This is a genomic window from Pseudomonas extremorientalis (assembly GCF_001870465.1).
In the GTDB taxonomy this organism is placed as follows: Bacteria; Pseudomonadota; Gammaproteobacteria; order Pseudomonadales; family Pseudomonadaceae; genus Aquipseudomonas; species Aquipseudomonas extremorientalis.
Map to the genome: position 1 here is coordinate 48,708 of NZ_MDGK01000040.1, position 13,859 is coordinate 62,566.

At 55.9% G+C, this 13,859-nt stretch carries 19 protein-coding genes; 14 read left to right on the forward strand and 5 right to left on the reverse strand.

What is annotated here, in order from left to right; genetic code table 11:
* The first annotated feature begins 68 nt into the window (after positions 1–68).
* From flgA to BFN10_RS16250, 4 genes are all read left to right on the forward strand, one after another.
* Positions 69–833: a flagellar basal body P-ring formation chaperone FlgA gene (gene flgA, locus BFN10_RS16235; protein ID WP_058427495.1), complete on the forward strand. Its 765-nt coding sequence runs from the start codon at positions 69–71 to the stop codon at positions 831–833.
* Between the two features lie 141 nt (positions 834–974).
* Complete coding sequence (gene flgM / locus BFN10_RS16240; protein WP_071490522.1) at positions 975–1,298, forward strand: flagellar biosynthesis anti-sigma factor FlgM; 324 nt, start codon at positions 975–977, stop codon at positions 1,296–1,298.
* A gap of 48 nt (positions 1,299–1,346) precedes the next feature.
* Positions 1,347–1,817 carry a flagella synthesis protein FlgN gene (locus BFN10_RS16245; RefSeq protein ID WP_071490523.1) on the forward strand — a complete coding sequence of 157 codons (471 nt, stop codon included), beginning with the start codon at positions 1,347–1,349 and terminating at the stop codon, positions 1,815–1,817.
* A 96-nt stretch (positions 1,818–1,913) separates the two neighbouring features.
* Positions 1,914–2,663 (forward strand): flagellar brake protein, encoded by a 750-nt coding sequence (locus BFN10_RS16250; RefSeq protein WP_071490524.1) that lies wholly within the window; start codon positions 1,914–1,916, stop codon positions 2,661–2,663.
* A 60-nt stretch (positions 2,664–2,723) separates the two neighbouring features.
* Here the strand turns inward: BFN10_RS16250 and BFN10_RS16255 are convergent, their stop codons facing one another.
* Positions 2,724–4,103, reverse strand: a complete 1,380-nt coding sequence (locus BFN10_RS16255) for an MFS transporter (protein WP_071490525.1) — start codon at positions 4,101–4,103, stop codon at positions 2,724–2,726.
* 440 nt (positions 4,104–4,543) lie between these two features.
* Here BFN10_RS16255 and BFN10_RS16260 point away from each other — a divergent pair, with 440 nt between their 5' ends.
* Complete coding sequence (locus BFN10_RS16260; protein WP_071490526.1) at positions 4,544–5,755, forward strand: site-specific integrase; 1,212 nt, start codon at positions 4,544–4,546, stop codon at positions 5,753–5,755.
* On the opposite strand, the gene BFN10_RS16265 is transcribed toward BFN10_RS16260, so the two are convergent.
* On the reverse strand, positions 5,752–6,249 hold the full coding sequence (locus BFN10_RS16265; protein WP_071490527.1) for a hypothetical protein: 498 nt from the start codon (positions 6,247–6,249) through the stop codon (positions 5,752–5,754). The genes BFN10_RS16260 and BFN10_RS16265 overlap by 4 nt on opposite strands.
* 162 nt (positions 6,250–6,411) lie before the next feature.
* Between BFN10_RS16265 and BFN10_RS16270 the strand changes: the two genes are divergently transcribed.
* The 3 genes from BFN10_RS16270 (at position 6,412) to BFN10_RS16280 (ending at position 7,454) form a co-directional block, all read left to right on the forward strand.
* The gene (locus tag BFN10_RS16270) at positions 6,412–6,612 is read left to right on the forward strand and encodes a helix-turn-helix domain-containing protein (protein WP_071490528.1); all 201 of its coding nucleotides are present in this window, start codon (positions 6,412–6,414) and stop codon (positions 6,610–6,612) included.
* A 136-nt stretch (positions 6,613–6,748) separates the two neighbouring features.
* Positions 6,749–6,985 (forward strand): helix-turn-helix domain-containing protein, encoded by a 237-nt coding sequence (locus BFN10_RS16275; RefSeq protein WP_130898133.1) that lies wholly within the window; start codon positions 6,749–6,751, stop codon positions 6,983–6,985.
* Between the two features lie 64 nt (positions 6,986–7,049).
* Positions 7,050–7,454 carry a hypothetical protein gene (locus BFN10_RS16280; RefSeq protein WP_071490530.1) on the forward strand — a complete coding sequence of 135 codons (405 nt, stop codon included), beginning with the start codon at positions 7,050–7,052 and terminating at the stop codon, positions 7,452–7,454.
* Between the two features lie 480 nt (positions 7,455–7,934).
* On the opposite strand, the gene BFN10_RS29750 is transcribed toward BFN10_RS16280, so the two are convergent.
* Together BFN10_RS29750 and BFN10_RS16290 are read right to left on the reverse strand one after the other, a co-directional pair.
* Positions 7,935–8,393: a hypothetical protein gene (locus BFN10_RS29750; protein WP_231999522.1), complete on the reverse strand. Its 459-nt coding sequence runs from the start codon at positions 8,391–8,393 to the stop codon at positions 7,935–7,937.
* Positions 8,394–8,445: 52 nt separating this feature from the next.
* Positions 8,446–8,667, reverse strand: a complete 222-nt coding sequence (locus BFN10_RS16290) for a hypothetical protein (protein ID WP_071490531.1) — start codon at positions 8,665–8,667, stop codon at positions 8,446–8,448.
* A gap of 234 nt (positions 8,668–8,901) precedes the next feature.
* Between BFN10_RS16290 and BFN10_RS16295 the strand changes: the two genes are divergently transcribed.
* Positions 8,902–9,903 (forward strand): DUF4062 domain-containing protein, encoded by a 1,002-nt coding sequence (locus BFN10_RS16295; protein WP_231999523.1) that lies wholly within the window; start codon positions 8,902–8,904, stop codon positions 9,901–9,903.
* A 297-nt stretch (positions 9,904–10,200) separates the two neighbouring features.
* On the opposite strand, the gene BFN10_RS29275 is transcribed toward BFN10_RS16295, so the two are convergent.
* Positions 10,201–10,536 carry a hypothetical protein gene (locus BFN10_RS29275; RefSeq protein ID WP_130898132.1) on the reverse strand — a complete coding sequence of 112 codons (336 nt, stop codon included), beginning with the start codon at positions 10,534–10,536 and terminating at the stop codon, positions 10,201–10,203.
* A gap of 1,030 nt (positions 10,537–11,566) precedes the next feature.
* On the opposite strand from BFN10_RS29275, the gene BFN10_RS16300 reads away from it, so the two are divergent.
* From BFN10_RS16300 to BFN10_RS16320, 5 genes are all read left to right on the forward strand, one after another.
* Positions 11,567–11,983: a DUF5681 domain-containing protein gene (locus BFN10_RS16300; RefSeq protein WP_017138405.1), complete on the forward strand. Its 417-nt coding sequence runs from the start codon at positions 11,567–11,569 to the stop codon at positions 11,981–11,983.
* Complete coding sequence (locus tag BFN10_RS16305; protein ID WP_071490533.1) at positions 11,980–12,411, forward strand: hypothetical protein; 432 nt, start codon at positions 11,980–11,982, stop codon at positions 12,409–12,411. The genes BFN10_RS16300 and BFN10_RS16305 overlap by 4 nt, the downstream gene beginning before the upstream one ends.
* Positions 12,398–12,607: a hypothetical protein gene (locus BFN10_RS16310; protein ID WP_130898131.1), complete on the forward strand. Its 210-nt coding sequence runs from the start codon at positions 12,398–12,400 to the stop codon at positions 12,605–12,607. The genes BFN10_RS16305 and BFN10_RS16310 overlap by 14 nt, the downstream gene beginning before the upstream one ends.
* Positions 12,608–12,611: 4 nt before the next feature.
* The gene (locus tag BFN10_RS16315) at positions 12,612–13,445 is read left to right on the forward strand and encodes a hypothetical protein (RefSeq protein WP_071490534.1); all 834 of its coding nucleotides are present in this window, start codon (positions 12,612–12,614) and stop codon (positions 13,443–13,445) included.
* 69 nt (positions 13,446–13,514) lie between these two features.
* Positions 13,515–13,859: a hypothetical protein gene (locus BFN10_RS16320; protein ID WP_071490535.1), complete on the forward strand. Its 345-nt coding sequence runs from the start codon at positions 13,515–13,517 to the stop codon at positions 13,857–13,859.

Genomic DNA, 13,859 nt, shown 5'->3' on the forward strand with positions numbered 1-13,859 from the left:
GGCCATACCTATAAGGGCAGTGACGCGCACCCAACACTAAACGGCACGAGCTTTGCTATTTATTGGTCATGGATATTAAAACGACAGTTTCCCGACGCCTCCACCTGACACGGTATTGCAGACTGCTCTGCGCGCCGCTGGCACTGCTTGCCTTGGGCCTGGGCGCCACGGCCCGCGCAGATAACGTCACCTTGCCTGATCTACTTATCGGCGTCACCCAGGGCTTTCTTGAGTTCACTGTAGAAGATTATCTGGCGACCACACAGACGCCGGGGCGTTACGAAATCCAGGTCAACCAGTTGGACCCGCGCCTGCGCATGCCAATGTGCGACAAGGAATTGACAGCCACCCTGGAAAGCCCCGCCCAGCCCATCGGGCGTGTAACGGTCAAGGTGCGTTGCGACGGCGCCTCGCCCTGGACGGTGTTCGTGCCCGCTCAGGTCAAATTATTCCGCGATGTGGTGGTGGTTGCCCGTCCACTTAAACGCACGGGGATTATCGGTTTCGAGGACGTGGTGTTGCGCGAGCGCGACATCAGCATGATCAGCCAGGGCTACCTGACCTCCCTCGACCAGGCCGTCGGGCAGAAACTGACCCGACCAGTGGTCACCGATCAGGTCATCACCCTGGTGCATCTGGAGCAGGCCGAGGTGATTCGCAAAGGTGACCAGGTGGTGATTTCCGCCAGCAGTGGCGCGCTGCAGGTCAAAATGCCGGGGGAAGCCTTGTCCAACGGCGGTATGAGCGAACAGATCCGCGTGAAGAATCTCAACTCCAACCGGGTGATCAAGGCGCGGGTCACGGCCCCCGGCCAAGTGGAGGTGGCTTTATAGACCACTGGTATCAGACGCCAGCTTTTCCTACACTGTCGGTTGGATGCCGGCCTGTGCAGTTTATTGTCATTCGAGCCTAAAGTTTGTCCAGATATGGCCGAAAACATGGCAAGCGTCCAAATACCCAGAGGTTTTTTGATCATGGTCATCGATTTCAGCCGTTTGAATAACACCCCGACGACGTCGGCCCCTACGCGCACTGCCGGCACCAAGGACAGCGTAGAAGCCAAGGCTCAGCCAGTGCCCGTCAAGGCAGAACAGGCCAGCGCCAGCCAGAGCGGGGAATCCGTACACCTGAGCAATGAGGCTCAACAGTTGCAGAAGGTCACTGACTCGCTGCGCGATCAACCGGTGGTCAATAAAGCCCGTGTGGCCGAATTGAAACAGGCAATCGCCGATGGCAGCTATAAAGTCGACAGCAACCGTGTAGCCAGCAAGCTGCTTAATTTCGAAGCCGAGCGCTAGGCAAAGGCCTGCGCCGGGCTTTTGGACGCTTAAACCCCAAGGCCAGCCATGCATCACGACGAAACCCTGCTTCAACTGATCATTGATGATCTAGCACCGACGCAATTGCTGCTCGAGCTGCTCAGGGAAGAATCCCTGGCCCTTTACGGCCGGGACATGCCCTTGCTGGAAGAAATTCTGGCGCGCAAGCAATCGCTGATTGTCCTGCTGGAACAGCACGGCAAAAAACGCAGCGAGATCCTCGTCAGCCTGGGCCTGCCGGCCGACCATGATGGGCTCGCGCAGCTGGCCAGCCACTCCTCGGTCGGCGATCAACTACTGGCCCAGAGCAAAGCACTCAACCAATTGCTCACCCAGTGCCAGGAAGCCAACCAGCTCAACGGTCAGTCGATCCAGCTTCAGCAAGCCACGACCGCCAACCAGTTGCGTATACTTCACGGCGGAGAGCCTCCAGCGCTTTACAACGCTCAGGGTTCCACCTCGCGCCTGGTCAAGCCAAGCACCCGCAGCCAAGCCTGACGCCGGTTTACAGCGCGGCCTATCCAAGGCGCGCCACATACTGGCAGAATGCCTGCTCTTGCGTGTAGTCGTATTTTGTCTGGAGATGGAAGAACCGTGTTCAACGCCCTTAATGCGGAAGATGCCCCGCAGCCACCCAAGGTCCTCACCACGCCTCTGGAAATCGCCAGTACCTTGCGCATGCTGCAAGAAAGCCATGACCCGCTGATCATCACCTTCCATGAACGCAGCCAGCGCTTTCAGAGCTACTTGGTAGACGTCAATCGGGACAGCGGCACGTTGGCCCTGGATGAAATGATTCCTCGCGATGGCGAACGTCACCTCGAAAACGGCGAACCCTTCCGTATCGAAGGGTTCCACGACGGCGTGCGTGTCGCATGGGAAAGCAATGGCAACCTGAGCATCAGCGAAAAGGACGGCCACCGCATCTACACCGGTAGCCTGCCCAGCGAAGTGGTCTACCACCAGCGTCGCAATGCCTTTCGCGCGGCCTTGAAACTGGCGCAACTGGTGAACATCGAGCTGGGTGGCGAGAAGCTCAAGGCTCCGGTCAGCGGCAAGCTGCTGGATATTTCCGCCACAGGTTGCAAATTGCGCTTCGAAGGAGACATCTCCGAGCGCCTGCAACTGGGCCAGGTCTACGATCGTTTTATCGCCGCCCTGCCCTTCGGCAGCATGACCACCTCGGTCGAACTGCGTTACCTGCATTTCGAAGAAAAGATCAACACCACGTTTGCCGGCGTGCGCTTCCACAATATGAGTGGTTTGGTGCAGCGCCAGGTCGAGCGCTTTGTGTACCAACTGCAACGCGAAGCACGGCGTTTCGACAAAGACGACGATTTTTAAACTCAAAGATCGCAGCAAAAAAAACGGGCAGCCCCTGATGGGATCTGCCCGTTTTTGCATTCAGGGGCGCGCCCTGCTCAAGTCGTGAGGATGCTCGTCCGGGCCCGGCGGCTCAGGCGGCCCCTCAAAGAGCGGCTCGTCGACCGGCGTGACCGTTTCCGGCTCGGGTTCCGGCGTGGCGGTTTGCATCTGCTCCTGCACCACCGCCTCGTCCACCCGCGGATCGAGGCAGGCGACCAACGGCGAGCTGGACATGCTGTCGGGCATCGCCACGTGGTGCAACGGCGCGTCATCCACCTGATGCAGGTTAGTCACGGCTTTCGGCCGAATTCGCCACACCAGGATCAGCGCACACAGACTGAAAAACGCATACAGCATGTGACTGCCAAACATCTTCATCACCACACCGGCCAGCAACGGCCCGATACTCGCGCCGACACCGTAGGTCACCAGCAGCATGGCGGTGAGCGAGACACGACGGTCGCCTTCCACATGATCGTTGGAGAACGCCACCGCCAGCGGGTACAAACAGAATTGCACCAGGGAACACAAGAAGCCCGCCACGAACAGCACTTCAAGTGGCACTTTGGTCAGTATCGCCAGCGGTAGCGCCGCCACCGCCAGGCACAGGGCAAAGCAACGAATCAGCAGCGCGCGATCATAGCGGTCCGACAACCAGCCCAACGGCCACTGCACCAACAGGCCGGCAAAAATGCAGCTCCCCATGAACAGACCCACCTGCTCGGTAGTCAGGCCTTGCTGGGAGGCATAAAGCGGCGCCAGGCCGTAGAACGAGCCCACGATTACCCCCGCGCCCAGCACGGTACTCAACGACTGCGGCACGCGCTTTATGAAGAAGCGTGGCTCCATCGGCGCCGGATGCAGGGGCGCCGGGTGAATACGGCGAGTCATGGCCACCGGCACCAGGCACAGCGCGAAGCACAGCGCGACCAGCATCAGCAATTCGAGGCCGAGCTGAGGGTGCATGACCAGGATCAACTGGCCGAGCACCAGCCCCAGGTAGGACGCGATCATATAGCCGCTGAACACCACGCCGCGCTGCTTGGCGTCGGCCTGTTCATTGAGCCAGCTCTCGATGACCATGTATTGGCACATCATCCCCAGGCCCACGATGATCCGCAGCACGATCCAGGCTGGCAGCCAGTCGACCAGGCCATGGCCCAGCACCGCCGCGCCGACAATACCGGCGCAGGTTGCATAAGCACGTATATGCCCGACCCGGGCGATCAGGCGGTGGCCGATCTTGCCGCCCAGCACCAGGCCGAAATAGTTGGCCGCCATCAGCGCACCGACCCACAGGCTGTCCACCTGGTCGGCCGCCAGGCGCAAGGCCAGGTAGGTACTGAGCAGGCCGGAGCCGATCAGCATCATCAAGGAGGCGAAATAAAGGGCTCGAAAAGATTTCCAGATCTGGCGCATCGGCGTTCCGAGCGGCTCCTTGCAGTGAGAGACAGGGCTATCGGCATGATAGTCCGGGGTGGCCGGGTCCGGACAGGCGGTATGCGCTGTTTCCGGGGGATTATTTGCTACAAGACTCAGACGCAGTCCGGCTGCTCGTGGGATACACGAATCGCTATAAATACACGATGCCAGTGGTGTGAACCTAGAACCCTGGCAAGGTTCGACCCATCTTCGGAAAACGCCCACAAAAAAGCCCCGCCAGACGAATCTGTACGAGGCCTCGAATCTGGTGTCCCAGGGCCGGTTCGAACGGCCAACCTTCCCCTTAGGATGGTCAATTTCGACCCACCAGGCACAGCCATAAGCCCAGTATTACTGGGCCTTTTAGTCCCATTGAGTCCGTGAACATCGAGCGGTATAGTGCGTTTTGCTGCCACCCTGCTGTCACGGACTAACCCTTGAAATCCAAAATCACTCAGAAGCTAATTGGCAGCCTAGCCGCCGAGGCGAAAGCATACCGCGTGCATGACACCGTGCAACCCGGCTTCTTCATTCGCGTGCTGCCCAGCGGTCACAAGTCCTACATGGTCACTTGGGGCCGAAACAAGAACGCCACCCTCGGGCGTGTCGGCGTGCTTACCCTTGACCAAGCCCGAACCGAGGCCGCCCAGTACTTAGCCGATGCGCACGCCCACGGCGAGCCCCTCGCCATCGCCCAAGGGCGCAAGGGGTCAGCTCTGCCCTCGCTGCGCGATTTCATCGACGACACCTATATGCCGTGGTTCAAGGCTCATCACAAAGGCCACGAGAAGACGCAGCACACCCTCAGCAATAACTTCGACCCAATCATGGCCCAGCGCTTGGACGCGATCACCGGGCGAGACCTGGAGCTGATCCGCACAGGATGGATGCAGGCCGGCAACAAGCCCTCCACGGTCAACCGGAAAATGGGCTCTATCAGCGGAGTATTCAGCCGGGCGGTCGAGTGGGATTACATCGACGAGCATCCTCTGGCCAAGCTGAAACAGCTCAAAGTCGACTCAAAGGGGGTGATTCGCTACCTGGCTGCTGACGAGACCAAGCGTCTACGCGATGCCCTGGACGCTCGACAGGACGAAATGAGGGTCGAGCGCGAGAGTGCAAACACCTGGCGGACGGACCGCCACAGAGAGCCACTGCCAAGCCTCCTGCAACTGCCCTTCACCGATCACCTGAAGCCAATGGTGTTGATATCGTTGAATACCGGCATGAGGCGCGGAGAGCTATTCGACCTGGAATGGTCAGCGGTAAACTTCAACACGAAGACAATCACAGTCGCCGGGGCCACCACCAAGACAAGCGATACGCGCCACATCCCGATGAACAAGGAAACCGTTGGTGTACTGGAAGCCTGGAAGAAGCAGGTGAGCAAGTCGGCGTATGTGTTCCCAGGTCAGGGCGGCGGTCGCTTTGAGGACGTCAAAAGCGGTTGGCTCAAGTTGCTTGAGCGGGCGCAGATCGACGGATTCCGCTGGCACGATATGCGGCACGACTTCGCTTCACGCCTGGTAATGGCTGGCGTACCGCTCAACACGGTACGGGATCTGCTGGGGCACGCCGATATCAAAATGACGCTGCGCTACGCGCACTTGGCGCCAGGCACCAAGGCCGCCGCAGTAGAGCTGATTTAGAGAGGCGGCTCAAAGGGTACGATGGTGCGGCTTTCTTTGTTTTCCTCCACGTGCTCGAGAAGGTCGCTCCAGAATATTCGAATTTGCGCCCGATCAAGGCGACCTACCCCCTCGACTTGCCAGTGAGTGCCAATTTTTGCGGGCCCTTTGTCTAGGAAAACGGGGGATGCCTTAATCGTCTCCCAGATACGCTGCTCCTCATATGTGAGGAGATTAGGCAGGTGATAGCAGAGATTTACAAAGCGCTCACTTTCATCAGTCGACCACACTTCTGTTACGGCATTAGCAACCGACCAATTCTCCGTGTTCCCACCATCATGGAATGGAACATCAAGATCGAAAACTAACGCTTCGACTGCTGCTTCTACCACGCCAGTAATTGACTGCCGCTTTACTCGAGAAATGACATCGATCGTGAATTTGACCTTTGGATCTAACCGGAGGGTCAGTGTTTCGGTCTTCCGCGATCCTTGGTTAGGTTTGTTCTTGGCCATTTCAAAATCTCCGAGCCATAAATCGAGCGACAATCCTAATCCGTACGTCCGAGCGAGTCCATACGTTCATACAAATCATATAGCACCAGTTGACGTACAGTATTCTCAAGGAATAGGATTGATCCACGGCCACTTAATTCCAATGGCCGATGGAGAACCAAAATGCTTGCAGCAGAAAAACCAGCAGCCTTGTCCGTTAGCGTCGAAGACGCAGCTCGGATCGTCGGATATTCGCGATCGGGTGTGTATGAGTTGATAGCAAAGGGAGAAATCAAAACCTTCAAGCTTGGTAGACGTCGCTTGATTCTGATGACCGAACTTAAGGTTTGGATCGAACGAGCAGCGAAGGAAGGTGCCCGGTGATTAGCGCGATGCCCCAGGAAAGAGGACCGGAAAGGAGTGAATCAAGAGAACTGAATGATAGAGAGAGCGTTAAGGCGGTGTTCGAGCACCGCCCTAACGAAAACACACTGGATAGCACCAACGTGAAGGCCAAACTATGACACGCCATTCTTCGACAGAGCAAGACCGCAAGATGATTGAGGCGCTGAGAAACGGCCCTATATCGACCATCGAAGCCGCTAGGGACCTGGATATAGTCCAGCCTCCAAATACGATCCGCCGCCTCAGAAAGAAAGGCAACGAGATTCGTACCTATTGGACGCATCAGTCCACCGAGCCAGGCCGCCCGCCACATCGCGTGGCCAAGTACATCCTCATGCGCGAAGCGTCCTAAACCAGATATGCAGCGCTTTCCCCAGTTGTGGGGCAAGCGCTCGCACCTGCCTGTGAGCCGTTGAATGGCCAGAAAGAAATCCTACAAAGTCGATTTTGGCGGCGGCCGAGTTTTGGCGCTTCCCTATCGGCTCTTGGTCAGCGACGCCTTCGACAATCTGTCGACCAAGGCGGTAACGGTGCTGATCAAGTTGGCCAGGAACTACAACGGCCGCAATAACGGGGATCTGTCCTGCACTGCCTCAATGATGGCCAAGGGTAAGCCTATGGATGCGAAGACGCTTGCCTCAGCCCTCTCTGAGCTTATGGAGGCTGGACTGATCGTTCGCACAAGGGAGAGCCGTAAGGGCGGCAGAGAGCAGGGAATGGCCCGTTGCGCGCTGTATGCGGTCACGTGGGCAGCGATTGACGACTGCCCAGGGAAGGAGCTCGAGATTTCCCCTGGGCCACCGCGCTTCAAGTTCATCTGATTTCGAGTTTTTCGGTGGGAATTTTTCCGCCTAGTACTGGGAATTTTTCCCAGTCATCCCCCCCCTCATTGTCCGGTTGCGTCCGGTTATTTTGCTGAAATGGTGCAGTACTGGGATTTTTTCCCAGTACCTTTCAATGAAACCGGGGCCTCCAGAGGAGTACGTAAACGGAAAAAATCCCACCCTTTATAAATTACCACCACCAGGGGTTATTAAGATGGGACCAACGACCTACCAGCAGGCCCGCTGCACTCATGGTTATGCAGGGAAATGTAAGCGCATCGGAGGCTTCACTTTCCTTGTTCTCGACTGGCGACCTTGGACGACGCTCGGAATGTGCAGACCGTGCGCCGAGGAAGTGAGGAAAGACCTTATCTACCTCACCGAGAAGGCACCAACGGCCAGTAAATGAAAAAAGGGCACCACCCTGTTTCGGGGTAGTGCCCTTGATCCTGCGATGGGTTTGGTAGTTTGCCAGCCCTACTCCAGCACCACCGCGCGGTATTGCTGATCGCCGCCCAGGTCATCCGAGCCGAACAGGGCCTGATTGACGACCTTCCTGCTATCCAGCATCAGGTCATGCTCATCATGAGTGCCAATGTCCGCCGCAACCCACTCAGGGAGCTCCTTACGCCGCCGCAACTCGCTTAGGTGAGTCCACCACCGGGTGGCGTGGCGACGCTCTGCGAGGATTAGCTCAACCACCAAGTTTCGTTGATTGTCGGTGAAGAGGGGCAGGTGTAAGACGCTAGAGTCTTCCGCTTCAGTACTTGCCGAGCCCTTCCCTTCAAGTTCGGACTTATCTTGGCCTTTCAGGGCGTTACTGATATTTTGGTAAAGTTGCATGACGTGTCTCTCAAGGCTGCGTCGTGTGATCGCCAGGCCGCTGTTGACGCAGCGGCTTGGCACCTCTTTTAAGATGGCCAAAATCTGGCCCATCGATTCAATCGGCTACGGTTTAAGCCGATCTACATCCGGGGTTTTCCCGTATCTACTGCTTACCCTTCTCGCTTATCCAGCCCGCCGCCCAACTCAAAGGGTCTTTCGACTCCATAGGCTTGAGTGGCTTGCCGTCTCGCGCCGCCTGCTTACCCTCTTCCTCTGTATTTGTGTGAATCCACACCGTGGTTTGTCTGTATCCAGCTTCGCGCTGACGCTCCTTGTAGAGTTTCTGGCGGTCTGCTGTTGTAAGCGCCTTTTTTTCCAGCTCCATATGAACCACCCTATCGTTAGCAGTAACGAAGCAATATTCACACATCGTTAGCAGTCACGCAAGAGTCGTGGAGAAAATTCGCCAACATCGCCCACGACAACGACGAGACTTCAGCTTTGTTGAGAGCTTTCAATGATGCAGCCGTAGCATGGTTGAAGAAATGCAAACAAAAAGCAGAGTGATACGGTTAACAGGACTCGACTCATTAACACGAGATCGCTATCTTGAGTGACCATGGCGACAACCGTTCAAGGAACGAAAATGCAGAAAAGACACCAGGTATTTATCAGCTCAACCTATGCGGATCTCAAACAGGAGAGAGCATTAGTTACCCAAACTTTAATGCAAATGGACTGTATACCTGCTGGCATGGAGCTTTTTCCTGCTACAGATGAGGATCAGCTCGAATTCATCAAAAAGGTGATCGATGATTGCGATTACTATTTACTTATTATTGGTGGTCGCTATGGCTCGACTACGGAAGAAGGTATCAGCTACACTGAAAAAGAATACGAATACGCGGTAGAAAAAGCTATTCCCGTCATCGCGTTATTACATCAAAACCCAACTTCAATCTCCGTTGATAAATCTGATATATCCCCCGAAATGCGAGAGAGGTTAGACCGTTTTCGTGGACGTGTATCTACAGGGAGGCTGGTTAAGTACTGGAGCAACGGAACTGAACTAGCTGGGCAAGTCGCCATCAGCATTGCACAGGCCATATCACGCTTTCCTACGGTCGGATGGATTAGAGGCAATAACGTTGCAAGCGAGGATTTGCTCCGCGAAATAAATGACCTAAGAAAAGAAAATCAAGCTCTAAAGGAAAAGTATGAACTTCAAAAAACCATCCCCCCCATTGAAGAGCTTAACCCTGCTGACTTAGAGTCAGGTGTCACTTTGCATGGAACATACTTGTCAGGCATGACAAGAGCAGCCTGGAGCGTAAACACAAGCTGGCGTGAGATATTTTATTTAATATCACCATATTTGACAGTCAACACTTCCGAAGCCACGATAAAAGACCATCTAAAATCTAGCATCATCACAAAACATGGAGTATACCAAAACAAGAACATCTTGAATGATCAAGATTTTCAGACCGTGGCCATACAGATGCAAATCCTTGGATTAGTAACAATAAACGCCCGAAATGAGCACTCCATAGAAAAGCTTTGGAAGCTTACCCCTAAAGGTGAAGCGCTAATGTATAAGCTCCGAGTCATCCAAAGTTAGTCAAATCAACTTCAGGGATCATCCTCAGGAAAGGCATGCCACGCCCACACTCCAAGAGTGAATTATCGCGGAGTGTGACGTTTGGGTCTCACTAAGACGGTTTGGTCTATCTGGTAGATCGGGAGCCGTTCCGATTTTATCGATGCTCGCTTCCACCACGGCGAGACAGACCAAATGGGCCGAATCGGGCGATATGGCCTACCTATCAGCTCCCGATGAGACTGCTTGGTCTCACCGGGATAACTTGTCAACAGACAAACCGCTAAGGCCGCTGTTTCATAGAGCTCAGAAAGGAAATTACTCCTCTGCGTCTAAATCAGAATCCTCAAGCACCAAGGTCTGATTAGTCACCACGATCTGACGCCCTACTGCGAAGGTTACCCACATGACGCATCCAGCACCGTGCTGAGACTGCACCTCGGGAACAAAATGAACGCCGTGCCAGCCATTTTGATGAGCTGCATTAAAAAACCACTCACGGACTTTTTTGGAGATCCGTTGAGCAACGTCGCCACTATCCTGATTGTAGAGAGCCAGAACCCTGGCCGCAGGGCAGAGCACAGTGGTAGATTTTGGGGAACGCGTTTGTGAGTCGGGAAATTGAAATCTAGGTGCCATTTTCGTTGCTTCCATTCAGTCGATCGAACACGCCAACACGGCGCGCCCGCGTATGTAATATCAATACGACACTGTGTGCAACTCTGTATCTAACCAGGCTCTGTCCAGCGCCCTGAATCGCTACTGAAAATAGTATTAGGGTTAGGGCGATAACGGTATTACTGCCTATTACAGGGAGAATGCTGAATAGATAGGGCACCGATCTCAGAAAAAAGTGAGCATCCGTCCCTACGTATCGGTCGCCAACTCCGACAACGGCCCCACATACCATATGATACGACTCGGACCGTTTGGTCTGATTGGCCATCGCTCCTCCTGACAGCAGGCTGGAGCAGGTGTTGCTGTGACAGCAACACCTTCGCTCAATCGTGCTCCTTGCTCACCTTTAAGCGGTGGGGTGGTGAAGCGCCACCTCGCCTAAATCTGTCTCCCGGACAGAATTGAATCTGAGCAGCCAAGTTTGCATATCCTCAAAGCCGTGATTCCGGCTTTCAAATACCCGTAATCAGGGGTATTACCCCGCCGGGGAAGATCCGTCCAAATCTGGACACATTGAATCCGCGCCACGTTTTCATATTTCGCAAAACGTGGCGCGGAAACCTGACATCCCAAAACGGTATGTCAGCCCTCCCCGATCCGACCGCAATCTGAGATCGGACTGAGCCGAAATCTCGGCCCTGTATCACTTTGGCTATCCTCGATTTACTGCAACAAAAACACCCTCTCCAATCCCGCCAAAACCAACTATTTCAGTCCCATTCAATCCCATTCTGTGTAGCATCTTAGGTGCACCTAAAAAGCACTGGATAAATAATCAGATCATGCCTAATGTGAGTTTTTGAGCCACTCAAAACCCATTCGAGGCAGCACCTATGAACACAGCTAAGCCCGCCCGAGGACGTCAGCACAAACCAACTCGCTCCGAAGTTGCTGCCGCCTGGGGCCGCCTTCGCGAAGCCGCAGCAGACGGAAGCGTTCAAGCATCCGCCCTGCTGATAGCGCTCGCTGAAAACAAACCGGTCATCGCCATGGAATCGCCGGCCGCATGACTGATCGCGATAAAGCCGGCAAATGGAAGCCAGGACAGTCGGGTAATCCCGGCGGCCGATCCGGCCAGACGCAAGAGCTGCGCGCCCGACTCGCGGAAGGTGCAGACGCCGTGACAAAGAAGGTTCTGACAGCGGCCAAGAAGGGCGATATGCAGGCTTGCCGACTGATCCTTGAGCGCCTGGTACCGCCAATCAAGCCCACTGCCGAGACAGTGTGCTTCGAACTCGACGACACCGACCTACCCAGCGCAGCCAAATCAATCCTTCGCGCAGTTGCCGCCGGCGAGCTACCGCCCGACCAGGGCAAGGCATTGATCGAAGGGCTAGGCGCTGTTGCCCGAGTCATCGAGGTTGCCGAGCTACAGAAGGCCGTCGAAGAACTCCGCGAACAGATGGAGGGAATGCGGCAATGAGCATTAAGTGGATGCGGGCCGAGCTCAAGCGAATTGCAGAGAAGATCGGCACCGAAGACGGAGAGACAGTGCTCGTTATGTTGACGGTGGTGGACTGCAGGGTTGACGCGGTTGAGGGGGAGATGGATTACCCCGAGACAGTGGGCCACTCGTTCAACTATCCGGTCCTGGGCGCGCAAACGGTGATGCACTTCCCACTGTGCACCATGAACAGCAACGACGCAGCCAATCTGGCAGAGGCGTTCATTCTCCACGTCCGCGCAATTGAAAGCCTCCGCCGTCCCGCTCCGGTAGGTGTGATGGATATGCGGCCTTTCCCAAGTCCGGGTGCCTGGATCTTCCCACCGCTGGCTGATGAGCAAGACATCAAAGACCACGTCGCAGAACAGTACCAACTGATCATCGAGGCCCGCCATGAAGATCCGTAGCCAGGTGGCCAAGCTGCGTCAGCAATCCGGGCTCACTCAATTCAATCGTGACGTGCGAGAGATCAGCGCCCTTATGGACGAGCTGCACGTAGCAGCAGCCGGCGGAGGCACCCGAGAAAACGTTTCCCTACTCGAAATCCTGAGCGAAGCCTCAGACCAAAACCGGCCGAACCACGGCCAGACAATCAAAAGGTAACCCAATGAAAATCGGCAAACGATCCGTCCTCAAAGTTGGCTTGGCCAACCTCCATTACTCCGAATACGAACACTCCCAGGTAGAGGCAAGAACATTCAACATTCAACGACCCGATGGCACCAAAGGCACCTGGCAGGCCGGTGGCTTGCTGAAGTCTGTCCGCCATTTGCAGGGATTGTCGTTGGAGGCATTCAAGGACCTTGGAGAAGAAATCCTCTCGATTCGCGGGAACAAGGACCTTAACGCCGCTGCCATTGAGCGCAAGGGCAAGGAGCAGATTGATGGAATCATCCCTGCCCTGATGCCTGCAATGGAGAAGGCAGCAAAAGATATGCTCACCTTGGCCCAGACAGTGGCCAGCGGCTTTGCAGCGGTCACGCCTCGCGCTAGCTCGGACGTTGTTGGTTTCCTGGCCGATCAGGAGCTACGAGCCATCGTGCGTAGCCTCAAGCCAGAAGAGCGCCAGCGACTAGTCGCTGAGGCGCGCGCAGGCAGTCACCCTGACGTTGTAGAGGCGGTGCTCAGGGCAAACCCAATGCTCTCCGGGCTATCGCCAGAGGCCGCTGACAGCCTTTCGCGCGCAGGCATTGCCGCGTCGCGCGCCGAAGACATCGAAGGGCTCAAGCAGATGCTAGCGATCTACGATGACGTGCTGGCCACCGCCTCCAATGCTGGTGTCGCACTGAGCGGCATGGTTGCCAATTCGAATGGGTACACCGGCCGGTTTGAGAAGTGGAGATCGGGTTGCGAAGGCTCCGAAGCGCTTCGCGAGTGGCTGGCAAAAATGCCCTCTCGCACCTCCGCAAAAGCGTCTCCTGATCAATCCGAAGCGGCCTAACTGTCGCGCCCGTACGCTACGCAAGTATTGGTGGCGCCGATCAACGGCAGACTCTGTGAGTGTGAAGACATGACCTTTCAAGAGCGTTTTACCGAAGCGTGCAAAACGCAGAAATTCAAACCTTACGAACTGATCCAGGGGCCGGACGCCGGCTACTCGGTGTGGGAGGTCCAGCACGTCAGTGGTGGCCAACAAGTGACAGTCGACGGCCCCTTCTTCACTGAGGAAGAGGCCAGGGTTTCCGCCGACCTGCTGAGGGGCACATTCCGAGGCGCCCGGGCCAGCGATTCGATCTACAACCGGGTGTGGAACTACGACCCGCGCCAGGAGCAACTGACCATCGACCAGGCGCATATGTCGCGCGCTGTACTCGCCATTCGCCTTGGGCTTCCAGCCCCTTCTACCAATCTATAG